The sequence below is a fragment of the Kribbella sp. NPDC051137 genome, from assembly GCF_040682535.1.
In the GTDB taxonomy this organism is placed as follows: domain Bacteria; phylum Actinomycetota; class Actinomycetes; order Propionibacteriales; family Kribbellaceae; genus Kribbella; species Kribbella karoonensis.
On the sequence record NZ_JBFBBI010000001.1, the window covers coordinates 859,685 to 883,431 of the forward strand.

The following is a 23,747-nucleotide window of genomic DNA, read 5'->3' on the forward strand; positions in this document are numbered from 1 at the left end:
ATTGTCCGTGCGCACCCGCCACCGGCAAGGTCGTGGACGTGAACAACAACTCAGCCCAAGAGCTGGCAAATCGTTATGTAGCAGTCTGGAACGAGCCCGACGCCGACGTCCGGAGGGCCTCCGTCGAGGAGCTGTGGACGGAGGACGGCGTACACCTCCTCGAACCGCCCGAGGAGGTCGTGAAGCGGGCCGCCGAGATCGGGGTCACCGCGAGTCTGGAGGCCCGGGGGCACGACGAGCTGGTCCGCCGGGTGAGCACCGCGTACGGCGAGTTCGTCGCCCCCGGGCAGTACGAGTTCGTCCCGAACGGCAAGGCCGTCGTACTGCGGGATGTGGTGAAACTGCGCTGGGCCATGGTCCCGGCCGGCGGGGGAGAGGTACTGGGTGGCGGTACTGATGTGCTGCTGCTGGCTCCGGACGGGAGGATCCGCGCGGACTACCAGTTCATCGACGGTTAACTGACCCGGGCCGGGCCCATCGGGCGCAGGTGGCGGCGGCGTTCGGTGGGGTGCTGGTGCATGTCGCTGTGGGCGTTGTCGAGGCGGGTGAGGTGCCGGCCGGCGCCGCTGACCGGGCAGGTCCAGGTGCCGTCCATCTCGACCAGCCGGACGCCGGGGAGCTCGAGCCAGCGCAGGATCAGCTCGATCTCCTCCGGTGACGCCGTCGCGACCGGGCCGATCCCGGGCAGCACGGTCTCGGCGGACGCCCGGAGCATCTCCAGGTGCCGCCGCGGATCGGTCCCGCGGGGGCTGAACCCGGCCGCCGCGAGCCGGCCGCGGCGGATCACGTGCAGCTCCCAGCCACCGTCGTCGGTACGCCGTGCCGCGCAGATCTCCGCACAGCCGGTCACCGACGCCATCCGCTGCATCCGCGCCGAGCTCCGCACGAACGCGCTCAACCGGTCCCGGTGCACGGCGGCGTCCTCGAACCGCTCGTCCGCCGACAGTACGTCGATCCGCCGGTCCAGCGCGTCGACCACCGGCGTCGGGTCCACGGTCAGCGCGGCGCGTAACCCGGTGACGAACTCGCCGTACGAATCCGCCGAGATGCGCCCGTCGCACGGTGCCACGCACCGGCCCATCTCGGCCAGCACGCACGGCGACAACGAAGGACGGCGGGACATCCGCGCGGTGCACTGGCGGATCGGGAACGCCTCGTGCAGCGCGGCCATCGCCCGCTCCGCCGTCTTCCGCGAGCTGAACGGGCCGAGGTACCCGGCGTCGTCGTCGCGGACCTGTTTGACCAGCGACAGCCGCGGAAACGGTTCGACCGTGACCTTCAGCCAGTGCTGCCGCTCGGGGAACTTCGACTTCCGGTTGTACCGCGGCTTGTGCTCCGCGATCAGCCGGAGCTCGCGGACCTCGGCCTCCAGCGGCGTGTCGCACTCGATCCCGCGGACGCCGGTGGCGATGCCGACCATCTCGCCGATCCGGTTCCGGGTCTCGGAGGCGGTGAAGTACGAGCGGACCCGGGTGCGGAGGTCCTTCGACTTGCCGACGTACAGCACCTCGCCGCGGTCGTCGGTGAACAGGTACACACCCGGGGCGTGCGGCAACGACTCGGCCAGGTGCCGCTTCTTCCGGACCGCGGGCGCGACCCGGGACGAGAACGTCTGCAGGTCCTCCAACGTTTGCACACCCAACGACCCGACCCGCTCGAACAGGCCGTGCAGCACGTCGACCGTGGCCCGGGCGTCGGACAGGGCGCGGTGGTTCGGCGTGGTCGTCGTCCGGAACAGCTTCGCCAGCGTGCCGAGCTTGCAGTTCGGCGCCTCGTCCGGGGTGATCACGCGGCGGGCCAGCAGCGCGGTGTCGACGACCGCGAAGTCGGGCCAGTCGTACCCGTGCACCTGGGTCTCGTGTTTCAGGAAGCCCATGTCGAACGGCGCGTTGTGCGCGACCATCACGCAGCCGTGGGCGAACTCGAGGAACGCCGGCAGCACCGACTCGATCCGCGGCGACGAGGCAACCATCAGGTCGGAGATGCCGGTCAGCACCGCGATGAACGGCGGGATCGGCTCGGACGGGTTGACCAGCGTCTGGAACTCGCCGAGCACCTCGCCGGCCCGCACCTTGACCGCGCCGATCTCGGTGATGCCGCCCTCGCCCGGCGGATTCCCGGTCGTCTCGAGGTCGACGATGCAGAACGTGATGTCGCGCAGCGGGGTCCCCAGGTCGTCGAAACTGTGCTGGACGCCGAGGATCGGCAACTGCGGATCCGTCGCCTGGGCACGTCCGGGGCTGGTCATGGTCACGACGCTAGGAGCCGCCACCGACAATTCCGCGGGTGACACGCCTGCGAGTCGACTAGGCTCTCTGTATGCGTACACAGGCGATCACCGTGGATCAGGGCCGCAGGGCCGTTCACTGTGGTCTGCGTCACCGGCCGTTCCCGGTCGCCGTACCAGCCGGACTGCGGACCGGTGACTGAGGCCGGCACCGCCGCGAGCTCTGCCGCCACGACTCTGCCTGAACCGGTCCGGCAACGCGTCCTGACCCTCGCCGCGCACGCCCTCGGCCAGCTCCCCGCGACCGACATCCCGGCGCCGCTGCGCCGGTTCGCCAGCTTCGCGCCGGCCAAACGCGCGAAGCTCTCGGCGTCGGTGCTCGGCCCGATCCTGGAGACCGACGACCACTTCCGGAAGCTGACCGCGTTCGAGGTACGGCGGGCGCACCCGGAGCTCGGCGACGCCGTCGCGGACGGCGTCCCGGTCCCGGCCGCGGACCCGGTGGAGGTCGCCGCACTCGCGTACCTGCTCCGTCCGGACGACTGGGAGCAGCACCTGGCAGCGGTCGCGCAGGTCCCGGTGGAGAACCCGCGCGCCGACGCCGAAGCCGTGCACCGGCTGTCCGACCAGCTCGATCAGGCCCGCACCGAGACCCGTCAGGTCCGCGAACGGCTTCGTGAACAGGTCAACGAACTCAAGACCGAGAACGTCACGCTCCGCCGCAAGCTGAACGAGGCCCGGCAGCGGATCACCGGTCTGCACACCGAGCTCGAGCAGCGCACGAAGGAGGCCGCGTCCGCCGACGAGCGGGTCGAAGCCGCACGTGCCGAGGTCGACCGCGAGCTGCGCAAGCTCCGGGCCCGCATCACCGAGCTGGAAGCGGTCGAGCACGCGGCCCGGCGTACGGCGGGACAGGAGCGTGAGCTGGCGACGACACGCACCCGACTGCTGCTGGACACGTTGCTGGAGGCAGCGAGCGGGCTGCGCCGTGAGCTGGCGCTGCCGCCCGGGGGAGAGCTCCGCCCGGCGGACACGGTGGCCGGCTCCGAGCCCGATGCGGCGCCGGTCGGACGTACGGCGCCCGAGGACGACCCGGCGTTGTTCGACGAGCTGCTGGCGCTGCCGCAGGTGCATCTGATCGTCGACGGGTACAACGTGACCAAGACGGCCTGGCCGAACTCGCCGTTGCACTCGCAGCGGCAGCGGCTGGTAACCGCGCTGGGGGCGCTGGTGGCGCAGCGTCGCGTCGAGGTCACGGTGGTGTTCGACGGCGCGGAGCTGTCCGGACCGGTGCAGCTGAACCCGCCGCGCGGCGTCCGGGTGCGGTTCAGCCCGGCCGGTGTGATCGCCGACGAGGTGATCCGGCAGCTGGTCCGCGCCGAACCCCCGGGCCGCCCGGTCGTGGTCGTGTCCACCGACCGCGAAGTTGCCGACAGCATCGTCAAACTCGGCGCCCGCGCCCTCTCCTCCGCCAGCCTGGTGGCGCGCATAGCCCGCACTTAGCGGAAAACTGTCGGTGGGGTTCTCTAGCGTCCTTCTCAGCCGGATGCAAGTCCGGGTGCTTCCCCACTTGGAGGATGTTGTGCTGATCGACTGCGACGCTTGTGTGATGAAGGGCCCGGGATGCCAGGACTGTGTCGTCACGGTCGTGCTGGGGTTGTCGGCCGAACGGTCCGGCAGCCTGCGCATCGACGACGACGAGAAGGCGGCGCTGGACGCGCTGGCCGACTCCGGCCTGGTCCCGCCGCTGCGGCTGGTGCACGCGGTGGACAGCATCGAGCCGGACGCCCGGCCCGGGGAGCAGACCGGCTGAAGCCCTGTGACGGCAGGCGAAACGGCCGTTCGGCCGGGAACTCGCTTCGTTAATTTTCGATCAAACCAGAGGGGCGAATTGCACTGGTCACGAAACGGTCACTACTGTTACCTCTCGTTGCCTCAGGGTGTCGGCCGCTCCGGCCGACCGGGCAGCGGCAAGCCGAGGGAGTGACCCGGCGGTTTCGCGGACCTGATGTCCGCGTCCGGCCTGGTCAACGGGGACGGCGCGAGCAGAGGAAGGGACCGACCGGGCTGTGTCCATCGGACGCATCAACCGCACCAAGGGAATCGCCCTCGCCGCCATCACCAGCACCGCTGTCGCTGCGGGCGTGATCCTGATCCAGGGGGCGGCGGACGCCGACCCCACGCCCACCCTGGCGGAGGCGAAGAAGCAGGTCGCCACGCTCGAGCAGCAGGCCGAGGTCTTCGGCGAGTCGGCCAACGAGCTCCGCGGCCAGATCAGCGCCGCGCAGGCCCGCGTGAACGCGTTGAAGACCGGCATCGCCAAGCAGCAGACCCAGGTGGACGCGGTGAAGCGGCAGATCGGCTCCCTGGCGGTGGCCGGCTACCAGACGTCCGGGATCTCGACGACGGCGCAGCTGCTGCTCTCGACCAACCCCGACCAGTTCCTCAGCCAGGCGTCCACCGCCCAGGCCTTCGCCGGCCAGCAGAACTCGGCGCTCCGTCGCTACCAGCTCGCGCAGGGCAAGCTCACCGACCTGCAGGCGAGCGAGCAGACCGAGCTGGCCGCGCTGCAGGCCGTGCAGGCCAAGCAGACCGGCCTCGTGAACCAGCTGAACGGGAACCTCGACAAGGCCCAGAAGGTCCTCGACAAGCTCAGCGAGGCCGACCGCAAGCGGATCGAGGAAGAAAACGCCAAGGAAGCGGAGAACGCGCGCAAGCAGCGCCCGACCCGCGACGGCAGCCGGACCGGTGAGGACATCCCGAACATCCCGGCCAGCGGCCGCGGCGCGATCGCGATCAACGCGGCGCTGTCGCAGCTCGGCGACCCGTACGTGTGGGGCGCCGACGGCCCGAACTCGTACGACTGCTCCGGTCTGACCATGTACGCCTGGGGCAAGGCCGGCGTCTCGCTGTCGCACTCCTCGAAGGCGCAGGCCGGCGAGGGCCGCCAGGTCAGCCGGTCGGAGCTGATGCCCGGTGACCTGATCTTCTACTACAGCCCGATCAGCCACGTCGCCCTGTACCTCGGCAACGGCCGGATCGTGCACGCCCCGCGGCCGGGCAAGAGCGTCGAGATCGCCCCGATGGACGAGATGCCGATCAACACCATGGTCCGCCCGGGCTGATCCGAGGCTTTTGACATATCCTGCGGCTCCGGGGATCCATGCAGCGAGGGGCCGAGGTGATCGACGAGCACGGCGATACGGTTCCGCTGCCGGTGGTCTCGTCCGGCGGTGACCCAGAGGAGCCGGATCGCCACTCCGGGCAACCGTTCGCGCCGATCCTGAAGAAGGTCGCGCTCGCCGTCGCGGTCTGCCTGGTCGCCGGGGCCGGGTACGCCGGGCTGGAGCACATCGCGAACGCACCGGCCGGGACGAACACGCGCGGATCGCACCAGCCGGTGTCGACGCCGAGCACGGACCAGGCGCAGGCCGGTGTGCAGCGGGCGGTCGCGGGCGAGGCGGTCCTGCAGAAGATGGCCGACGCGGTCACGAGCGACAACCGCAGCGAGTTCCTGAACAGCGTCGACCCGCAGGCCACCGCGTTCCAGGCGAGCGCGCGGATGATCTTCGGCAACCTGAACACGCTCCCGCTCAGCAGCTTCCAGTTGCGGTATGTGAGCGAGGACTCGAGCGGACTGACCCCGGACCGGAAGCTCGAGCTCGGCGGCGCGCAGGCGTGGCTGGCGCAGGTCGAGGTCTCCTGGCAGCTGTCCGGGTTCGATGTGACGCCGGCGCGCGAGACGCTCCCGGTGACGTTCGTGACCCGCGACGGGAAGACGTACGCCGCCTCGTTCTCGGAGCGGTTCGCGGCCGGCCAGCGGCGGCCGATCTGGGCGCTCGGCCCGCTCGAGCTGGCGAAGGGCAAGCGAAGCCTGGTGATCGGTCTGGGGTCGGAGACCGACGCGAAGAGCTATGTCTCGGTCGCCGACAAGGCGGTCGAGTCGGTGTCCAAGGTGTGGGGCAAGAAGTGGCGGCAGAAGGTGATCGTCTACCTGCCGGCCAAACAGGCGCAGATGGAGGGCATTCTCGGCGCCCAGCCGAACACGTACACCCAGATCGCCGCGGTCACGATGGCCGAGCTGGACCAGCCGGTCGCCAACGCGCCGGTGCGGATCGTGGCGAACCCGAAGCTGTTCGAGGAACTCGGCAAGCAGGGCCGCCGGATCGTCCTGACCCACGAGACCACCCACGTCGCGTCGAACGCGACCGCGTCACCGGTCCCGCTGTGGCTGGCCGAGGGATTCGCGGACTACATCGCGTTCACCGCCGTACCGGTGCAGGACGACTCGGCGGCGAAGGAACTGTTCAAGGCGGTCCGGGCGGGGAAGGTACCGACCACCCTGCCGACGCCGGAGGCGTTCGCGGCGTCGGCGGCCGACTTGCCGCAGGCGTACGAGTCGGCCTGGCTGGCATGCCGGCTGATCGCGGAGCGTGAAGGGCAGGACAAGCTGGTGGCGTTCTACCGCGCGGTGGACCGGTCGGGGACCGCGACCGGCCTGGCGGACGCGTTCAAGTCGGTGCTGGGGATGACCGAGGCCGAGTTCGTCGCTCAGTGGCAGAAGTACCTGAAGAGGCTCGCCGGTGCCTAAGCGCCCGGCCGGCGTGTGGGCCCCGCGGGTGACCGCCAGCCTGCTCGCCCTTGCGCTGGTCTTCACGATCGCCGTCACCACTCCGTGGCACCTGATCGACCTGCCCGAGCCGGACGCCGCGCTGGATTTCACCAGCGCGCAGATCGCCCGGCAGGACGCGTTCCGGCACGAGATCCTGAAGTGGTCGACGACGTCCTGGATCCTCTCGGTCGTGGTCCCGCTGGTGATCGGCTTCAGCCCGCTCGGCCGCCGGCTGTACGACGCGCTGCGCGTCCGCCCGTGGTTCCTCGCCGTACCGGTCACGGTCGCCGGGATCGCCCTGATCACGAACCTGGTCACCGTCCCCACCGACGTACTCGCGGAGCGGGTGAGCCTGAAGTACGGGCTGTCGGTGCAGAACTGGCGGTTGTGGGTCTGGGACCGCGGCGTGAACTGGCTGCTCACCTCGCTCGGCGTCGCGGTGGTGGCGGTCGTGCTGATCGCGCTGGCGAAACGCCGGCAGCGCGGCTGGTGGTTGCCGGGCGCAATCATCGCGGCGCTGCTGGTGCTCGGTGTCTCGTTCGCGTACCCGGTGCTGGTGGAGCCGCGCTTCAACCACTTCACGTCGATGCCGGCCGGCGCCCTGCGCAACGATTTCCTCAAGCTCGCGGACCAGGACGGCGTACCGGTCAAGGACGTGCTGGTCGCGGACGCCTCGAAGCGGACGACGGCCTTGAACGCCTACGTTTCGGGCTTCGGGTCGACCCGCCGGCTGGTCGTGTACGACACACTGCTGAAGGACACGCCGCCCGCGCAGATCCGGCTCGTGGTCGCGCACGAGCTCGGGCACGCCGCCGAGGACGACGTACTGCACGGCACCCTGATCGGTGTGCTCGGTACGGCGTTCGGGATCACGCTGCTCTACCTGTTGCTCGGGGCCCGGATGGCGGATCCGCGGCGGACCGGGTTGTTCGTCGCGCTGGTGGTCGTCGCCACCACGCTGGCGAGTCCGGTGCAGAACCTGGTCAGCCGGAAGATCGAGGCGCGCGCCGACTACCACTCGCTGCGGCTGACGAACGACCCGGAGGACTTCGTCGCGATGCAACGCGATCTCGCGGTCCGGAACATCTCCGGCCTGGACCCGAGCCGCTGGCGGTACTGGATTTTCGCGACGCACCCGACGCCGCCGGAGCGGATCGCGATGGGACGCGCGTGGGCCGCGCAGAACGGCTCCACGGTGCCACCACTGGCCAAACGATGACGGTCCTCGTCGTCACCAACGACTTCCCGCCGCGGCAGGGCGGGATCGAGACGTTCGTCCGCTCGTTGTGCGACGAACTCCCGGACGTCGTCGTCTACACGTCGCGCGAGCCGGGCGACACGGCGTACGACGCGCGCCTGCCGTTTCCCGTCGTCCGTGACCGGACGTCGATGTTGTTGCCGACGGCCCGGGTCACCAAGCGGGCCGTGGAGTTGATGCGGTCCTACAGCGCGGACCGGGTGCTGTTCGGGGCGGCGGCACCGCTCGGGCTGATGGGGCCTGCGTTGCGGCGGGCCGGGGCGCGGCGGATCGTCGCGATGACGCACGGGCACGAGACGTGGTGGGCCGGCGTACCCGGGGCCCGGCAGGCGCTGCGGCGGATCGGGGACGCGGCCGACACCGTCACCACGGTGTCAGGGTGGTGCGAGCAGCAGATCAGGCCGGCGCTGTCGCCGACAGCCGTGGTACGCCGGTTGACGCCGGGCGTGGACTCGGTCCGGTTCCACCCGGGCGTCGGCGGGGAGCAGATCCGTCAGAGGCTCGGGCTGACCGGCGTTCCGGTGGTGGTGTGCGTGTCGCGGCTGATCCGGCGGAAGGGGCAGGACACGTTGGTCCGGGCGTGGCCCCGGGTGCTGGCCGACGTACCGGAGGCGAAGCTGCTGCTGGTCGGCGGCGGCCCGGAGCGCGGCCGCCTGGAGGAGCTGGCCGCCCCGTTCGCGGACTCGGTGGTGTTCACCGGAGCGGTGCCGTGGCAGGACATCCCGCCGTACGTCGATGCCGGGGACGTGTTCGCGATGCCGTGCCGGACGCGGCGGTTCGGGTTGGAGCCGGAGGCGCTGGGGATCGTCACGCTGGAGGCGTCGGCCTGCGGGAAGCCTGTGGTCGTGGGGGATTCGGGCGGTACGCCGGACACGGTCCGGCACGGTACGACGGGGTACTTGGTCGACCCGTACAACCCGGCGGCCGTCGGCGTGCGGATCGCCGGACTGCTGGCGAACCCTCGGCTCTGCGCCGAGCTGGGCGCGGCCGGGCGGACGTGGGTCGAGAGCGAGTGGGGCTGGGAGCGCTCGGGAGCGGTGCTCAGGGAACTGCTGGACATCTGACGGCGGATGTCGTGTACGCTGGCCGACATGCACCGGATGTTCCGACTTGCCGCAGCCGTACGAGCTTCATGCTCTCCGGCTGCCGCTGCCTGACATCCTGAACTTCCCACCGGCGACCGGAAACGGTTCGCCGGTGTTGTTGTTTCCGTAGCCGGTGGTCTGGTTCCGGTCCTTTCTCGACAAGGACGAAAACCATGAACATCAGCAGGACTTTCATCGACTTCTTCAGCGACCACGGCCACGTTCCGACAACCGGGTCCACGCTCATCCCGCGGCTCGGCGATCCCGTGCTGTTCACGACCTCGGGCATGCATCCGCTCACGCCGTACCTGGAAGGCGAACCACATCCGCTGGGGCGCAGACTCACCGGCGTGCAGCGATGTCTGCGCACCACGGATCTCGACGAGGTCGGGGACTCCACCCACCTGACCGTGTTCGAGATGCTCGGCTCGTGGTCGCTCGGGGACTACGGCAGCAGCCAGACCCTGAGGTGGGGGTACGAGCTGCTCACGACCGGCTTCGGCCTGGATCCGAAGAACCTGTACGTGACCGTCTTCGGCGGTGACGACCAGGTGCCGCTGGACCAGGAGTCGCTGCGGACCTGGCAGGAGCTCGGGCTGCCGATCGAGCTGACCACCGACGACAACTGGTGGTCGAACGGCCCGACCGGTCCGTGCGGGCCGGACTCGGAGATCTTCGTCTGGACAGGTGAGGGCGAGCCGGAGGGTACGCCGACCACCGACGACCGCTGGGTCGAGGTGTGGAACCACGTGATGATGCGGTACCGCCGCCACGACGACAACTCACTGGAGGAGCTGAAGCAACAGAACATCGACACCGGCCTGGGACTCGAGCGGCTGACGATGCTGCTCGAGGGCAGGTCGTCGGTGTACGAGACGTCGCTGTTCGAGCCGTGGATGCGGATCATCCCGAGGCTGTGGAAGCTCGACGAACGATCTCGGCGGATCGTGATCGACCACCTGCGGTCCAGCATCGTGATCGTCGGCGACGGCGTGCACCCGTCGAACACCGGCCGCGGCTACGTGCTCCGCCGGCTGATCCGCAGGATGCTGACGATCCTCTGGCGGGACGACGAGTCGCGCTCACTGTCCGACGTTCCGGTGGAGCTGTTCGAGCACACCCTGAACCACTTCCACCAGGGCGAGACGGTGACGCTGATCCGGCGGATCCTGATCGACGAGGAGATCCGGTTCAGCAACCTGCTCGACCGGGGCCGCAAGGTGCTCAGCCACGAGCGGTTCCACAAGTCGCTCGACGACACCGACTACGAGTACCTGCACGAGACCCACGGGTTGCCGCGCGAGCTCGTGGACTCGCTCAGGTGACGGGGTCCAGGACGTCGGTGCGGGGAGGCTCGGGGATCTCCGGGGACGCGACCTTCCCGACCGACGACTGGGCCACGAACGCGCCGGCCAGCACGATCGCCCCGCCGATGATCTGGTTGGTCCGGAGCATCTCGCCGAGCAGCACCAGCGCGAAGACGCACGCCGCGACCACCTCGAGGTACGCGACCGCCCCGGCGATCGGTGCCGACAGCCGTTGTACGGCGGCCGCGCCCGCCAGGTAGGCGACGACCGTGCTCACCACGATCAGCCAGGCCGCCATCACCCACCCGGGCGCGTGCCGGTGGCCGATCGCGATCGTGTCCACGAGCACGTGCCACGGCGTACCCCAGGGTGCCGCGATCAGCGTCAGGACGACGGCTCCGACCACGCTGCCGGCCGCGGTCATCACCAGCGGATCCGCGGCGCCGGTCAGCCTGTCGATCAGGATGAAGTACGTCGCCTGGCACGCGGCCGCGCCGAGTCCGGCGAGCAGGCCGATCGCGTCGATCCGCAAACCGGACCAGATCTCCGCCACCGTGGCGAGGCCGACGACCGCGATACTCACCCCGATCGCGGCCGACCGCGGTACGGCGGCCTTCGCACCGAACTTGAGCCACAGCACCACCAGCACCGGCCCGGAGAACTCGAGCATCAGCGCCACGCCGACCGGCAGCCGGCTCGCGGCGATGAAGAACAGTGTCTGGCATCCGGCGATCCCGGTCAGGCCGTAGAGCACCAGCGCCTTCCAGGACGCCCGGGCCGCGCGCAACCCGGCGCGGCCGCGGAACACCAGCACGAGCGGCACGAGCACTGCGGCGGCGCCGAGGATCCGTAACCAGGCTGCCTGCTGCGGCGTGAAACCGGCCTCGATCAAGGCCTTGGCGAACGGTCCCGACCCGCCGAACGTGACCGCGGAGAAGACCGCGAACCCCAACCCCACCGACTTCGTGCTGTACATGCGCATAACGGTCTCACGCCCATTACAGGGCTGTCGAGTGAGATCTCAGAGCACGTTGACCGCCCGCGCCGCGACCACCGCGATGGTGAGCAGCGAGATCGCCGACTCGACGCCCATCAGCACCTTGGTGCGCGCGGTCAGCGGCATCGTGTCGGTGGGGCTGAACGCGGTCGCGTTGGTGAACGAGACGTACAGGTAGTCGGTGAACCCGGGGATCCAGGTCTTCCAGCCGTCCAGGTCGACGGTCATCTGCGGGAACAGCAGGTCGGCCCGCTCGGCCTCGCGGGCGTGCTCGGGCGCCCGCGCGAACGGTCCGCCGCGGTCGACCTCCCACAGCCAGACCGCGAACGCGACCACGTTGGTCACCCAGATCAGCAGCGCGCTCTTCACCAGCACCTTGCCCTGGTTGGGGTCGCCGTTGACCAGGATCGAGATCATCCCGGCGAGGTAGTACGCGTTCACCGCGACCAGCACAGCGACCAGAGTCACCTCGACCGGTCGCAACCACGGTTCGTCGCGGCGCAGGTGGAACGGGTTCATCCACACCAACGGCAACAGCAGCAGGCCTCCGAGCGCCGGCATCAGCCATCGCGGCAACGCGTTCACCTGCGGCGGCACCAGCAGTTGCAGGACCAGTACCGAGACCACCGCCAGCGAGGCCGGCCACCGCCTGGTGTGGCGGATGCTGGGCGCTCTGACCATTGTCGGCTTGCTCACTTCAACATTCTGACGCCGGAGGGTGCTTGTCCGACGGAGGCGTCGATCACGGCCTGTCCCACCTCGGTCCGTCGGTAGTGCACCTGATGTCCGGTCCGCCGTCGGGTCGCGAGGCCCGCGTCGGACAAGGCGGACAGGTGTTCGGCGACCGTGGCGAGGGCCAGGCCGTACTGGGTGGCGAGGGCACTCGTGGTGGCGGGCGGGTCGAGGGCGACGAGAACGGTCGCGCGCGTACGGCCGAGGAGGCGGGCCAGTGCGTCCGGGGGAGCGGGCGCGTCGGACCAGAGGCGGGCGGCGCCGCGGGCCGGGTAGACGAGGGTCGGATGGTACGCCGGGTCGACGACCATCACGAGATGCGGCCACGCGAAGACGCCGGGGACGAGCAGCAGGCCCTGCCCGGACAGGTCGCGGTCGGCGGAACGGTACCGGGAGGCGATCAGCCGGTCGTCCTCCCAGCTGAGCGTCGGGTGCAGGTCGTCGAACAGCCCGGCCAGGCCGCCGTCGGTCAACTGCCGGCCGCGGTACGCGATGTCGTCCTCGAGCACCCGGCTGATCAACGGCCAGTCCGGTCTGACCAGCACCTCCCACGCCCGCTCGATCTCGTCCGCGAGCCGTTCCCGGGTGCCGGCCGGGTCGCCGAGCATCTTGTCGATCTCGGGCGCGGCCGGGTTCCGCAACTCGTCGCGGGACTGGACGAGCTCCTCCCGCACCTTGGTCAGCGGCGTACTGCGGACGCGCGCGATCTCGGTGGCGAACCTCGCCCGGGACGCCTTCGGCGGCGGGGTCAGGAAGTCCGGGGTGAACCCGGCCCGGGGCTGTACGGCGCGCAGTCCGGGCAGGTCGAGGTGTGCGACGGCCTCCTGCTTCGTCTCCAGCCAGTCGTCGTAGAGCGATCGCCGGCGGGACTGGTGCATGACCCGGACCGCCGACATCGTCTCCCACAGCGGCGAGGCGCCGAAGCGGCAGCGGAGCGCGTCGGCCTGGGTGAAACGCAGTACCGTCATCGGACAGAACTTTCGGCCACAACCAAAACTCTACGCCCGCCGGTGCCCGGTGCCGCACCCTCGCAGCGTGAGGTCCTACCGAGCTGTACTCCGCGTCCCGGGCATGCGTGCCGTGTACGCCGCGCACACCGTCTCGATGCTCGGGACGGTCGGCGCACAGGTGGCGTTGTCGATCCTGATCTTCGAGCGCACCGGTTCGCCGCTGCTGTCGGCGCTCGTCCTGGTGTGCTCGTTCCTGCCGTACGCCGTCAGCGGGGCGCTGTTCTCGTCGATGACGGACCGTTTCCCGGCGCGGCGGGTGCTGGTGACGTGCGACGTACTCAGCGCGACCTGTGTACTCGCGATGTTGCTGCCGGGGATGCCGGTCGGGGGTCTGCTCGGGCTGCTGGTCGGGCTCGGGATGATCGCGCCGATCTTCGCCGGTGCCCGCGCGGCCAGTCTGGCGTACCTGCTGCCGCAGGACCTGTTCCCGGTGGGCAGGTCGTTGCTGCGGGCAATCGGTCAGACCGCGGTGCTGACCGGGTTCGCGCTCGGCGGGATCGCGGTCGCGGCGATCGGCGCGCGGTCGTTGCTGATCGTCGAAGTGTTGACGTTCGGATTGTCGGCAATCCTGATCGGCACCGGGACGCCGGCCACACCTGCGGGCGAGCGGAGCCGGAACGCGGTCCGCGACTCGTGGGCGGGGTTGCGGTTGGTGTTCGGGAACGTGAAGCTCCGCAACCTGATCCTGCTGACCTGGGTGGCGCCGGCGTTCTCGTCGGTGCCGGACGGCCTCGCCGTCGCGTACACCGCCCAGGTCGGCACCGTCGCCGCGGCCGCCGGTGCGTTGTTCACCGGGTACGCGGTCGGCGGTGTGCTCGGCGAGCTCGTCGTCGCGCGGTTCACCCCTTCCGTGCGGCGACGGCTCGTCGTGCCGTTCCTGCTCACCAGCCAGCTGCCGGCGGTCGCGTTCCTGACCGTGCCGCCGATCCCGGTGGCGGCGGTCCTGCTCGCGGTCTCCGGTGCCGGGTACGCGTTCAACCAGGGCGTCGACCCGCTGATCCTGAAGGCCGTCGACCCGGCGCACCGCGGTCGGCTGTTCACCATCCAGACGAGCGGACTGATGGCGATCCAGGGCGTCAGCATCGCGCTCGGCGGCGTGGTCGGCACGTTCCTCGCCCCGAACCTGACGATCGCGCTGGCCGGCGTCCTCGGTACGACGACCACGCTGCTGGTCGCCCGTCAGGCACTCACCACGGCGCCACGTCGTCCAGCGACCCAGGTCCTCTGAAGACGCCGGTCGGGCCGTCCGCCGGGAGCGTCGCCAGCGCGACCGGCACGGCGGCGCCGTCCGCGACCGTCCGGGTGCCGCGCGGTACGGCGGCCTGCGTGTTCAGGTCCGTGGGGACGAGGCCTGGCGTCGCGGCGTTCACCTTGATGCCGTCGGCGCGGAGCGCGCTCGCGTAGACCAGGGTCAGCGCGTTGAGCGCGGCCTTCGAGGAGCTGTACGCGAGCAGACCCTGCGTCGCCAGGTGCCCGTCGAGCTCGGACAGCAGGTTCACCGAGCCGAGACCGCTGGACATGTTGACGATCCGCGCGTTCGGCGAACGGCGGAGCAGCGGGACGAACGCGTTGATCGCGGACACCACGCCGAACACGTTCACGTCGTACGCCGTCCGTACCTGCTCGGCGGTGATGTCCGCGACCGCCGTGCCCCATTCGGCGACGATGCCGGCGTTGTTCACCAGCACGTCGAGCCGGCCGGAGTCCGCCTCGACCTGCTTCGCGGCGGCGGCGACCGAGTCCACATCGGTCACGTCGAGCTGGACGAACCGTACGTCGCCGTCCAGCTCGGCCGCGGCCGCCGTACCGCGCGAGGTGTCCCGCGCGCCCAGGTAGACCGTGAACCCGCGGCTCGCCAGTTGCCGGACGATCTCGTGGCCGATTCCCTTGTTCCCGCCCGTGACCAGGGCGACTTCGTTCTGATTCATGACCCCAGTCCAGCCCGCCGGGCTGCCGGACACCAACACCGATCGGGTGGTCCGCCATACCCTGGAGGTATGCCGGAACCCGAGATCCGCGAACTCCGCTATTTCCGAGCCGTCGCCGAGGAGCTGAACATCACCCGGGCCGCCGAGCGGCTGGGGATCGCGCAGCCGCCGTTGTCGCGGGCGATGCGGCAGCTCGAGCATCGCGTCGGGGTCGACCTGTTCGACCGGTCGGGGAGCAGGCTCGCGCTGACGACAGCGGGGGAGACGCTGTTCAAGGAGTCCGGGCCGGTGCTGGACGCGCTGGATTCGGCGGTACGGCGGACGCAGCGGGCGGGGCGCACCGTCCGCGGGCTGGTGGTCACCGCGAAACCGGGGGTCGCGACCGAACTGCTGCATGTGCTGGTAGAGCGGCTGAGCGATGAGCTGCCGGGGCTGCAGGTGGTGGTGAGCGGGTTCGGCGAGCAGGCGGACATGCTGCGGGACGGGCGGGCGGACGTCGCGCTGGTCAGCAGGCCGTTCGACGACGCCGGGCTGGAGACCGAGATGTTGTACGCGGAGCCGCGGGTGGCTGCGCTTCCGGCAGGGCACGAGCTGGCCGGGCGGGACGTGTTGCTGGCCGACGACCTGGCCGGGATCCCGGCGCCGCGGTGGAACCGGGCGAACGTTGCCGAGCGCAACTACTGGTCGGCGCGCCCGGACGATCCGGTGGACGGGCCGGTGGTGCAGGACTCCTCGCAGCTGCTCGAGGTGGTCGCGTTCGGTCAGGCGGTCGCGCTGGTGCCGCGCTCGATGGCGGAGCGGAACGTCCGGCCGGACGTCGTGTACCGGCCGGTGGCCGACGTCGAGCCGTACCGGATGCTGGTGGTCTGGCCCGCCGGCAGCCGCTCGGCGGACCTGGCCAGGTTCGTCGAGGCCGCTGTCCGGTACTCGAGTGGACCGCCGGCCCACGACCGGTCAGGCGCTTGAGCGGACCACCAGCGGCGCCGTGACCAGGCGGCCCGGTTCGTCGGGTTCCCCCGCGATCTCGTGCAGCGCGCGGTCGAACAGATGGCGGGCGATGTCCTGCAGCGGTATCCGGGCCGTGGTCAACGGCGTGTCCAGCATGCTTGCGAACGGGAAGTCGTTGAACCCGGTCACCGCGACGTCCTCGCCGACCGTGATCCCGCGCCGCTGCAGCGTCCGCATCGCCACCACCGCGAACGCGTCGTTGTCGGCCACGAACGCGTCCGGCACGTCCGCCTGGGCGACGTACCCGGCCACGGCCTCCAGCGACCCGAACGACCGCATCTCGGTCGCCGGGAACCGGTCCGCGAACCCGTCCCTCCGCTGCTGCACCCACGGCAGTGGGCTGTCGGTCGCCAGGTAGACGGCCCGCCGGCGGCCTGTCGTCCGCAGATGGTCGGCGATCCCCGCCATCGACGTCGCGTTGTCCACGTCGACCCAGCACTGCCGCTGGCCGGGCGCCGTCTGCCCGAACGCGACGAACGGGAACCGCCGCCGACTGAGGAACTCGAGCCGCGGATCGTTCGGCATCGTCTCGAGTACGACGATCGCGTCCACCTGCCGCGCCGCGATCAGCTTCTCGTACAACGCGATCTCGGTGGCGCCCTCGGTCGGCGTCGTCACATGGACGCCGTACCCGGACGCGGCGGCCGCCTTCACCAGGCCGCCGAGCAGCCCGTGCAGGAACCCGCCGAGCCCGGTGTCCTCGGCACCCTCAGTGTCGTCAGCGTCGTCCGTGTCGTCTTCGTCGTCGAAGTACAGCGGCAGGCCGATCACCTGGCTGCGGCCGGAGGACAGCGCGCGGGCCGCGTGGTTCGGGATGTACCCGAGCTCCTCGATCGCCCGGCGTACCGTCTGGACCGTCGGCGGGGCGACGCGGTGCGGTGCGTTCAGCACGTTCGACACCGTCATCGCCGACACCCCGGCCAGCCGCGCCACGTCCGCGACCGTCGTCCGCCGCGGCTTCTGTGCCACCACCGTCGATTTCCCCCTAGCTTCGTAAAATCCTGGCCACCCCGCCGACCGGTACGTCGAGCGCCCACACCTCGGCCGGTGTCGTGGTCGCGCGATGCACCTCGCGGCCGGAACAGTCCGACACCACGAGTTCCACCTGGCCGCCGGCCGCACCTTCGACGTACAGCCGTCGCTCGGCGCCACCGTTGACCACCATTGTGTAGGCATCCTCTACCCGCACAACCTGGTCGGTGAACACGGCGACGACTGTTTCGCCGGCTCCGACCGCACGGACCTGTGTGTAGCGCGCGTCCGGCCGCGACGGCAGCAGTACGCCGTGCAGCAGGGCGTCGGCATGGTCGCGCATGAACCCGAGCCAGTACCGGACGACCTGCTGGTGTTCCGCGGACAGCTCGTCGAGCTCCATCGACACCTGCGCCGTACTGAACAGCGCGCCGATGAACTGCTGCGCGACATTCTCCGCCGACGCGGACGGGTGCCACATCAGCATGTCCGAGTGCACCGCGCGGTCACCTGCCAACAGTCGACAATCTACCGTCCGCGCACGGTTCTCGACCGGGTCGAGCGCACAGTCGCCGGCCCGCAGGAACGTGCCGAACTGCCACAGCCGCGGATGCACGTAGTCCTGCCGGAACTCGATCAACACGTCCGGGCGGAGTGCGCGCAGCTCGTCGGTGATCGCTTGCAGCAGCCGCTCGACACCCTCGTCCACCGAGTCGCAGTCGGTGCCCGGCCCGGCCGGCGGGGACGGCCGCGCCCACGAGTCGATGAAGTCGATCTTCAGACCGTCGACACCCCAGTCCCGCACCGGCCGGAGGCACGACTCCAGCAGGTGCTCGCGGACTTCCGGGTACCTCGGGTCGAGGACCGCCGTGACGTCGGCGTCGGCGAACCCCAGGATGCGGTCCCGCAGGTCCGGCCAGGCCTTCGAGTGCACACCGATCAGCGGCGGCGCGAGCCACAGCACGTACCGCTGCCCGAGCTCGTGCACCCGCCGTACGTGCTCCACCATGTCCGGGAAGGCCTCGCCGGTCGGCTCCCAGTCGCCGCAGTACGCGTACCCGCGCCGCGTGTCGGCGGTCTGCCAACCGTCGTCGACGATCACCGCCTTGGTCCCGTACGCCGTGCCCGCGCGCGCGTGCCGCTCCACCGACGCGGCCGAGACGTGCTGATGGTCGCTGTACCAGGTCGAGTACATCGCCTCCCGGGCCACCGCCGGCACCGGCGCGATCCGGTCACCCAGCTCGGCGGCCCACTCGGCAGTGACCGCACGTAGGGCGTCGGCGAAGTGCTGGTCGCGAAGGTCGATCCGCAGGGTGAAACCTTCGCCCTCGACATCCGTGACGGTCAGCTCGACCAACTGCTCGGCCGTCTCCTCGTTCACCCCGACCGCGAAGTCACAGACCCGCACGCTGGTCGACAAGGAGATTGTCGACAAACTACGGCTCCGCGCATCGACGAGCGACGCCACCGGAGCCGAGCGGACGGAGCGGATCTCGCGATGCGATCCCCAGTCGGTAGGGAGCTGCCGATGTGAGTCCTGGGCCGCCCGCCAGAGGGTCACCGCATCCTCGGCCGGCCAGGTCCAGCGCAGCGTCACCGGGCCGTCGGCGACCACGTCGTAGCGCAGCACACCGGTCTCGCCACCCGGTCGCACGGTCAGTGCGCCGGCCCCGCTCAAGCTCCCCGTCCGAACGGTGCGACCGTCGGGAGAGCGGATCTCGAATGTCGTCACGCACAGGACTATAGCGGTAAAACTCAGCCCGCTGAAGGTATTGACGGAAGGAGATCCGATCTCTAGTTTTACCGCTAATATCAGATTTTGCGCGTTTGCGTGACACCGTTTGCGAGGAGTGCGAGTGCTGGCCGTCAGCTCCGATCTGGCGTATGTCGAGGACGCCTTCCGATGGGCCCGGGACCGGGCTCTCGCCTGGGTGCGGACAGGTGACGGGAACCTGCCGTCCTACTGGGCCGGCTACCCGTCGCGGCCGATGTTCTACTCCCGGGACGTCTGCCACCAGGCAGCCGGGGCGCACCTTCTGGGCCTGGACGCGGAGAACTTCGCGATGTTCCGGCACTTCGCCCGATCGGCGACCCCGGCGCGGAAGTGGTTCCCGCTCTGGGCGTTCCACTTCGACGGCCGGATTGCCGACCTCGACTACCACCACGACGAGCACTTCGTCCGGGAGATCCCCGCGGTGTTCGACCTGACCTACCGGGCGCTGGAGCAGTACGACTGGACCGGCGACCGGCGCTGGATCGACGACCCCGACCTGGCGGCGTACTACCGGCACAGCACCGACGAGTTCGTCACCGCCCACGACGCGGACGGCGACGGCATTCCCGAAGCCGCCGGCACCGCGGACATCTTCCTCGGCACGGCGACGTACAACGAACGTGAGGCCCCGCTGCTGCGTGCGGGCGACGGCCTCGCCGCGCAGTACGGCGCGCTCCGCAAGCTCGGCCGGCACGCGGAGGCCGACAAGCTCCAGGCCGTCTACAAGGAGTGGTGGAACGGCGACCACTTCGCTCGCGGCGTCACCAGGGACGGGCTCGACTTCAGTTGGGGACTGGAATCGCACACGCTCGTCCCGGTGTTCGGGCTGAGTGGCACGGGGGAGCGCGCCGAGCGTTTCCTCGACTACCTCGAGCGGCAGATGGAGTCCGAGCCGCCGCAGAACATCGAATCGTTCAGCTACTGGCCGGAGTTCCTCTTCGACCACGGCCGTGACGAGTCGGCGTGGCGCTGGACGAAGCACCTGATCGACAGCCGCGACGACTACCCGGAGATCTCGTTCACGGTGGTCGAGCACCTGGTCGCGGGCCTGCTCGGGCTCCGGCCCGACGCACCGAACGCCGCCCTGACCGTCACGTCCCACCTGCCCGCCGAGGTCGGCAATCTGACTGTCGACAATCTGCCGATCGGCGCCTGGACCCTCCGGATCCGGCAAGAGGGCAAGCACAGCACCGAAGTCACCGTGCACAGCGGACCGGGTCCGCTCACCGTGACCGTCGGCACCCAGACCCATTCCGTCGCACCCGGCAGTACCGCCCGGGTCGTCCACCCCGAGGACCGTTCATGAAGAAACTGCTCCCCGCCGCGTTCGCCGTCCTGCTGGCGGCCGGCTGCGCCACCGGCAACGCCCCGGCGTCCAACACCGCGAACGACAGCGCCGAGATCACCTTCTCCTTCTGGGGCACCAACTCCGAGGCCGCCTCACTGAAGGCGATCGCGGCCGCGTTCGAGCACGCCAACCCCGGCACCAAGGTGACCACAAACTGGATCCAGTCCGACTACGAGCAGAAGCTCCAGACGTCGATCGCGGCCGGCACCCAGTCGACGGTGATGGAGATCAGCAACACCAGCCTGGCCGGCTTCGCGCCGAGCTTCGCCGAACAGTCCGTCGATCCCGGCAAGTACGTGCAGCCGAACATCTCGTCGGCGATGCAGTACCAGGGCAAGTACTACGCGATGCCATTTGCCGCCAAGCCGAAGGTGATGGCGATCAACACCGACGCGTTCGAGGCCGCCGGCGTGCCGTTGCCGAGCGCAACGACGCCACTGGCACTGGACGAGTTCAAGGCCATCGCGGCCAAGCTCTCGCACGGAGAGGGCAAGACCCGCGTGTACGGCTCCAGCAACCTCTGGTACCGCGGCTGGCTGACCGCGGCCGGCGGCGGCTACTACAACGCGGACGCGACCGCATGCACCTTCGGCGACGAGACCGGCGTGAAGACCGCGCAGTACGTGGTCGACATGCAGAAGAACCGGTACGCGCCGACGTCCACCGACATCCAGGGGCAGGACCAGGCGCAGTGGTTCGCGGCCGGCCGGCTCGCCACGTTCAGCGACTTCGGGCCGTGGACGGTGGCGGACTTCGCGAAGATCAGCAAGCCGGACTGGACGCTGGTCCCGGTCCCGGGCAAGGGGTTCCCGATGGAGGTGGACGGGCTCGGCATCGCGAAGAACGCGACCGGAAAGCAGCTCGAGACCGCGAAGAAGTTCGTCGAGTTCGCGAGTACGCAGCAGGTCGCACAGGACCAGCTGATCCAGGGCAGCACGGCGCTCGGCGTACCGATCATCGAGGCGTCCTCGCCGACCCTGGAGAAGGTGCTGCCCGCCACCCGGAACCTGGCCGCGTTCACGACCGCGCTCAAGTCCGGGGTGGTGGACGTGTCGGTGCCGAAGGAGGCACAGATCTCCGGTGACGCCGAGAAGGGGATGACCAGCTACACCGCGCTCGGCACCGGCAAGGACGACGTCGCAAAGGTTCTGCCGCAGCTCGCCGCCAAGTGCACCGAGGCACTGAAGAAGTGAATCCGACCGTCGGCTGGATCCGGAACCTGGCGTCGTCCTGGGGCGTCCCGAGCGCGCTGGTCCCGCTGGTCCCGTTCCTGCTGCTGCTGATCGTCCTGTACGCCGTCATCGGACTGGCGGCGTACGGGGCGCGGCGGAAGTGGCCGCGCGCGGACCGGACGATCGCGTTCTGGCTGTTCGTGTCGCCGTGGCTGATCGGGTTCTGCCTGTTCACGCTCGGCCCGATGGCGTCGTCGGTGTACGTCAGCCTGACCGCGTGGGACCTCATCACCCCGCCGAAGTTCGTTGGCCTGGCCAACTACACGGAGGCGTTCCAGGACCCGAAGGTCGCGCAGGCGCTCAAGGTGACCCTGCTGTACGCCGTGATCAGCGTGCCGCTGCAGACCGCACTGGCGTTCCTGGTCGCGATGCTGCTGAACACCGATCTTCCGGGAATGCGACTCTTCCGGACGATCTGGTACCTGCCGTCGCTGGTGTCCGGGGTCGCGCAGATGGTGCTGTTCCTGTGGGTGTTCAACCCGCGGTACGGCCTGATGAACGACGTCCTCGGACGCTTCGGGATCGACGGTCCGGGCTGGTTCGACGATGCGGCGTGGGCGCTGCCGACGGTGATCCTGATGAGCCTGTGGACGGTCGGTGGCGCGATGGTGATCTACCTGGCCGGGCTGAAGGACGTGCCGCCGAATCTCTACGAGGCGGCCGCGCTGGACGGTGCCGGACCGATCAAGCAGTTCTGGCACGTGACGCTGCCGCAGATGTCGCCGATCATCCTGTTCAACGCGCTGACCGGGATCATCGGCTCGCTGCAGATCTTCACCCAGGGCTTCATCGCGAACGGCGGCCCGAAGGACTCGCTGCTGTTCTTCGTCTACTACCTGTACGACAACGCGTTCCAGAACTTCCGGATGGGCTACGCGTCCGCGCTGGCCTGGATCCTGTTCGCGGTGATCCTGGCGCTCACCGCGGTGACCCTGCGCGGCAGCGCGTTCGCGGTGTACTACGAGACCGAGTTCCGGAGCAGGAAGAGGAGCAGGACGAAGAGATGACGCGCACCAGCCTCCAGAAGTCCGTTCTGCTGTACGTCGTCCTGGTCCTCGGCTCCGTGGTCTTCGTGTACCCGTTCCTGTGGATGATCGCCACCTCGCTGCGGTCGCTCGCGGGCGTCGGCAGTGCGGGCGCGAGCGTCGTACCGCACGAGTTCCGCTGGGACAACTACGTGCGCGCGGTGACGTCGTTCCCGTTCTGGCGGTACGCGCTGAACTCGGTGCTGACCACGCTGATCCCGATCGCCGGGACGGTGTTCTCGTGCTCGCTGGCCGGGTTCGCGTTCGCGCGGCTGCGGGTCCGGTTCTCCGGCGTGCTGTTCGCCGTCGTCCTGGCGACGATGCTGCTGCCGGGGGAGGTGACGATGGTGCCGCAGTTCATGCTGTTCAACAACCTCGGCATGGTCGACACGCTCTACCCGCTGATCCTGCCGGCGTTCTTCGGGTCGCCGTTCTACATCTTCCTGTTCCGGCAGTTCTTCGCGCGGATGCCGGAGGAGCTGGCCGATGCCGCGGTGGTCGACGGGTGCGGCTGGTTCAAGACGTTCCTGCTGGTGTACCTGCCGCTGGCGCGCCCGGCCGTGGTCGCCGTGTCGATCCTGCTCTTCATGGGCTACTGGAACAACTTCCTCGGCCCGGCGATCTACATCAACTCCGACCGGTGGAAGACCCTTCCGCTGGCCCTCGCCGGCTTCCAGTCCGTCAACGGCACCGACACACCGTTGTTGATGGCGACGTCCGTGCTGATCACGATCCCGTGTCTGCTGATCTTCTTCGCCGCCCAGAAGCAGATCACCAACGGCATCACCTTCACCGGCGGCAAGTAGTCAGCGACGCCGGTACGCCGGGAGCGCGTCCGCGAGGTTCGGGTAGTGGGCGACCGGCCGGGTATGGCGCATCAGCTCGGGCAGCCATTGGCCGGCGCCGGAGGTTCGCAGCCAGCCGCCGTTCTCGACGGCCAGGTCGTGGGCGTCGGCGAGTACGTCGAGCGCGGCGGCCTCCATCCGGGTGACCCGGCGGAGGTCGACGACGAGGCGAGGGAGCTTGGTGGTGATCACATGCTTCAGCTCGTCGGCGAGTGAGGTCAGCGTGCCGATGTCGATCGCGCCGGCGACCCGGACGACGGCGCAGTCACCGACCGCGCTCCAGCTGCAGACGAAGGGCCCGCTGGCGTCCGTCGGCGGACGGACGGAACGGGCCACCTGTGGTTTTGGGGTTGCCTTCATGCCGAACCGGTACCCCGGTCCAACCTT

At 69.8% G+C, this 23,747-nt stretch carries 22 protein-coding genes; 14 read left to right on the forward strand and 8 right to left on the reverse strand.

Going from position 1 to position 23,747, the window contains the following annotated elements; all coding sequences use genetic code 11:
• Window positions 1–38: 38 nt before the first annotated feature.
• On the forward strand, window positions 39–458 hold the full coding sequence (locus tag AB0M51_RS04080) for a hypothetical protein (protein WP_344201301.1): 420 nt from the start codon (window positions 39–41) through the stop codon (window positions 456–458).
• Here the strand turns inward: AB0M51_RS04080 and AB0M51_RS04085 are convergent.
• The gene (locus AB0M51_RS04085) at window positions 455–2,248 is read right to left on the reverse strand and encodes a DEDD exonuclease domain-containing protein (protein WP_344201299.1); all 1,794 of its coding nucleotides are present in this window, start codon (window positions 2,246–2,248) and stop codon (window positions 455–457) included. The genes AB0M51_RS04080 and AB0M51_RS04085 overlap by 4 nt on opposite strands.
• A 174-nt stretch (window positions 2,249–2,422) precedes the next feature.
• Between AB0M51_RS04085 and AB0M51_RS04090 the strand changes: the two genes are divergently transcribed.
• From AB0M51_RS04090 to AB0M51_RS04120, 7 genes are all read left to right on the forward strand, one after another.
• A complete protein-coding gene (locus AB0M51_RS04090) occupies window positions 2,423–3,730 on the forward strand; it encodes an NYN domain-containing protein (protein ID WP_344201296.1) in 1,308 nt (435 codons plus the stop codon).
• A gap of 106 nt (window positions 3,731–3,836) precedes the next feature.
• Entirely contained in the window at window positions 3,837–4,040 is a 204-nt protein-coding gene (locus tag AB0M51_RS04095) for a hypothetical protein (protein ID WP_344201294.1), read from the forward strand.
• Between the two features lie 256 nt (window positions 4,041–4,296).
• A complete protein-coding gene (locus AB0M51_RS04100) occupies window positions 4,297–5,352 on the forward strand; it encodes an NlpC/P60 family protein (protein ID WP_344201291.1) in 1,056 nt (351 codons plus the stop codon).
• A gap of 38 nt (window positions 5,353–5,390) precedes the next feature.
• Window positions 5,391–6,818: a hypothetical protein gene (locus AB0M51_RS04105; protein WP_344201288.1), complete on the forward strand. Its 1,428-nt coding sequence runs from the start codon at window positions 5,391–5,393 to the stop codon at window positions 6,816–6,818.
• Window positions 6,811–8,058, forward strand: coding sequence for a M48 family metallopeptidase (locus AB0M51_RS04110; protein WP_344201285.1), 1,248 nt, complete (start codon window positions 6,811–6,813; stop codon window positions 8,056–8,058). Before AB0M51_RS04105 ends, AB0M51_RS04110 begins: the two co-directional genes overlap by 8 nt.
• Window positions 8,055–9,161, forward strand: coding sequence for a glycosyltransferase family 4 protein (locus tag AB0M51_RS04115; RefSeq protein ID WP_344201282.1), 1,107 nt, complete (start codon window positions 8,055–8,057; stop codon window positions 9,159–9,161). Before AB0M51_RS04110 ends, AB0M51_RS04115 begins: the two co-directional genes overlap by 4 nt.
• 194 nt (window positions 9,162–9,355) lie before the next feature.
• Window positions 9,356–10,507 carry an alanine--tRNA ligase-related protein gene (locus AB0M51_RS04120; protein WP_344201280.1) on the forward strand — a complete coding sequence of 384 codons (1,152 nt, stop codon included), beginning with the start codon at window positions 9,356–9,358 and terminating at the stop codon, window positions 10,505–10,507.
• On the opposite strand, the gene AB0M51_RS04125 is transcribed toward AB0M51_RS04120, so the two are convergent.
• Genes AB0M51_RS04125 through AB0M51_RS04135 form a run of 3 tightly spaced genes read right to left on the reverse strand, consistent with a single transcriptional unit; the run spans window position 10,500 to window position 13,186 of the window.
• Window positions 10,500–11,465, reverse strand: coding sequence for an EamA family transporter (locus AB0M51_RS04125; RefSeq protein ID WP_344201278.1), 966 nt, complete (start codon window positions 11,463–11,465; stop codon window positions 10,500–10,502). The two genes, AB0M51_RS04120 and AB0M51_RS04125, sit on opposite strands and share 8 nt — an antisense overlap.
• A 45-nt stretch (window positions 11,466–11,510) precedes the next feature.
• Window positions 11,511–12,182 carry a hypothetical protein gene (locus tag AB0M51_RS04130; RefSeq protein WP_344201276.1) on the reverse strand — a complete coding sequence of 224 codons (672 nt, stop codon included), beginning with the start codon at window positions 12,180–12,182 and terminating at the stop codon, window positions 11,511–11,513.
• Window positions 12,179–13,186, reverse strand: coding sequence for a DUF5937 family protein (locus AB0M51_RS04135; RefSeq protein WP_344201274.1), 1,008 nt, complete (start codon window positions 13,184–13,186; stop codon window positions 12,179–12,181). The genes AB0M51_RS04130 and AB0M51_RS04135 overlap by 4 nt, the downstream gene beginning before the upstream one ends.
• Window positions 13,187–13,253: 67 nt before the next feature.
• Between AB0M51_RS04135 and AB0M51_RS04140 the strand changes: the two genes are divergently transcribed.
• Complete coding sequence (locus tag AB0M51_RS04140) at window positions 13,254–14,456, forward strand: MFS transporter (protein WP_344201273.1); 1,203 nt, start codon at window positions 13,254–13,256, stop codon at window positions 14,454–14,456.
• On the opposite strand, the gene AB0M51_RS04145 is transcribed toward AB0M51_RS04140, so the two are convergent.
• Window positions 14,416–15,156, reverse strand: a complete 741-nt coding sequence (locus tag AB0M51_RS04145; protein ID WP_344201270.1) for an SDR family oxidoreductase — start codon at window positions 15,154–15,156, stop codon at window positions 14,416–14,418. The genes AB0M51_RS04140 and AB0M51_RS04145 overlap by 41 nt on opposite strands.
• A 69-nt stretch (window positions 15,157–15,225) precedes the next feature.
• Between AB0M51_RS04145 and AB0M51_RS04150 the strand changes: the two genes are divergently transcribed.
• A complete protein-coding gene (locus AB0M51_RS04150) occupies window positions 15,226–16,122 on the forward strand; it encodes a LysR family transcriptional regulator (RefSeq protein WP_344201268.1) in 897 nt (298 codons plus the stop codon).
• Here the strand turns inward: AB0M51_RS04150 and AB0M51_RS04155 are convergent.
• On the reverse strand, window positions 16,111–17,136 hold the full coding sequence (locus tag AB0M51_RS04155) for a LacI family DNA-binding transcriptional regulator (RefSeq protein ID WP_344201265.1): 1,026 nt from the start codon (window positions 17,134–17,136) through the stop codon (window positions 16,111–16,113). The two genes, AB0M51_RS04150 and AB0M51_RS04155, sit on opposite strands and share 12 nt — an antisense overlap.
• A gap of 13 nt (window positions 17,137–17,149) precedes the next feature.
• Window positions 17,150–18,868, reverse strand: a complete 1,719-nt coding sequence (locus AB0M51_RS04160) for a glycoside hydrolase family 36 protein (protein WP_344201262.1) — start codon at window positions 18,866–18,868, stop codon at window positions 17,150–17,152.
• Between the two features lie 124 nt (window positions 18,869–18,992).
• Between AB0M51_RS04160 and AB0M51_RS04165 the strand changes: the two genes are divergently transcribed.
• Genes AB0M51_RS04165 through AB0M51_RS04180 form a run of 4 tightly spaced genes read left to right on the forward strand, consistent with a single transcriptional unit; the run spans window position 18,993 to window position 23,321 of the window.
• The gene (locus AB0M51_RS04165; RefSeq protein ID WP_344201259.1) at window positions 18,993–20,216 is read left to right on the forward strand and encodes a hypothetical protein; all 1,224 of its coding nucleotides are present in this window, start codon (window positions 18,993–18,995) and stop codon (window positions 20,214–20,216) included.
• Entirely contained in the window at window positions 20,213–21,451 is a 1,239-nt protein-coding gene (locus AB0M51_RS04170) for an extracellular solute-binding protein (RefSeq protein ID WP_344201256.1), read from the forward strand. The genes AB0M51_RS04165 and AB0M51_RS04170 overlap by 4 nt, the downstream gene beginning before the upstream one ends.
• Window positions 21,448–22,497: a sugar ABC transporter permease gene (locus AB0M51_RS04175; protein ID WP_344201253.1), complete on the forward strand. Its 1,050-nt coding sequence runs from the start codon at window positions 21,448–21,450 to the stop codon at window positions 22,495–22,497. Before AB0M51_RS04170 ends, AB0M51_RS04175 begins: the two co-directional genes overlap by 4 nt.
• Window positions 22,494–23,321 (forward strand): carbohydrate ABC transporter permease, encoded by an 828-nt coding sequence (locus tag AB0M51_RS04180; protein ID WP_344201251.1) that lies wholly within the window; start codon window positions 22,494–22,496, stop codon window positions 23,319–23,321. The genes AB0M51_RS04175 and AB0M51_RS04180 overlap by 4 nt, the downstream gene beginning before the upstream one ends.
• On the opposite strand, the gene AB0M51_RS04185 is transcribed toward AB0M51_RS04180, so the two are convergent.
• A complete protein-coding gene (locus AB0M51_RS04185) occupies window positions 23,322–23,720 on the reverse strand; it encodes an STAS domain-containing protein (protein WP_344201248.1) in 399 nt (132 codons plus the stop codon). It abuts the gene before it with no gap.
• Window positions 23,721–23,747: the final 27 nt, after the last annotated feature.

Coding starts and splice junctions, on each gene's coding strand:
- AB0M51_RS04135 (WP_344201274.1), bottom strand. CDS start 13,186: ATGACGGTACTGCGTTTCACCCAGGCCGACGCGCTCCGCTGCCGCTTC.
- AB0M51_RS04120 (WP_344201280.1), top strand. CDS start 9,356: ATGAACATCAGCAGGACTTTCATCGACTTCTTCAGCGACCACGGCCAC.
- AB0M51_RS04115 (WP_344201282.1), top strand. CDS start 8,055: ATGACGGTCCTCGTCGTCACCAACGACTTCCCGCCGCGGCAGGGCGGG.
- AB0M51_RS04105 (WP_344201288.1), top strand. CDS start 5,391: ATGCAGCGAGGGGCCGAGGTGATCGACGAGCACGGCGATACGGTTCCG.
- AB0M51_RS04180 (WP_344201251.1), top strand. CDS start 22,494: ATGACGCGCACCAGCCTCCAGAAGTCCGTTCTGCTGTACGTCGTCCTG.
- AB0M51_RS04170 (WP_344201256.1), top strand. CDS start 20,213: ATGAAGAAACTGCTCCCCGCCGCGTTCGCCGTCCTGCTGGCGGCCGGC.
- AB0M51_RS04150 (WP_344201268.1), top strand. CDS start 15,226: ATGCCGGAACCCGAGATCCGCGAACTCCGCTATTTCCGAGCCGTCGCC.
- AB0M51_RS04185 (WP_344201248.1), bottom strand. CDS start 23,720: ATGAAGGCAACCCCAAAACCACAGGTGGCCCGTTCCGTCCGTCCGCCG.
- AB0M51_RS04095 (WP_344201294.1), top strand. CDS start 3,837: ATGAAGGGCCCGGGATGCCAGGACTGTGTCGTCACGGTCGTGCTGGGG.
- AB0M51_RS04145 (WP_344201270.1), bottom strand. CDS start 15,156: ATGAATCAGAACGAAGTCGCCCTGGTCACGGGCGGGAACAAGGGAATC.
- AB0M51_RS04085 (WP_344201299.1), bottom strand. CDS start 2,248: ATGACCAGCCCCGGACGTGCCCAGGCGACGGATCCGCAGTTGCCGATC.
- AB0M51_RS04125 (WP_344201278.1), bottom strand. CDS start 11,465: ATGTACAGCACGAAGTCGGTGGGGTTGGGGTTCGCGGTCTTCTCCGCG.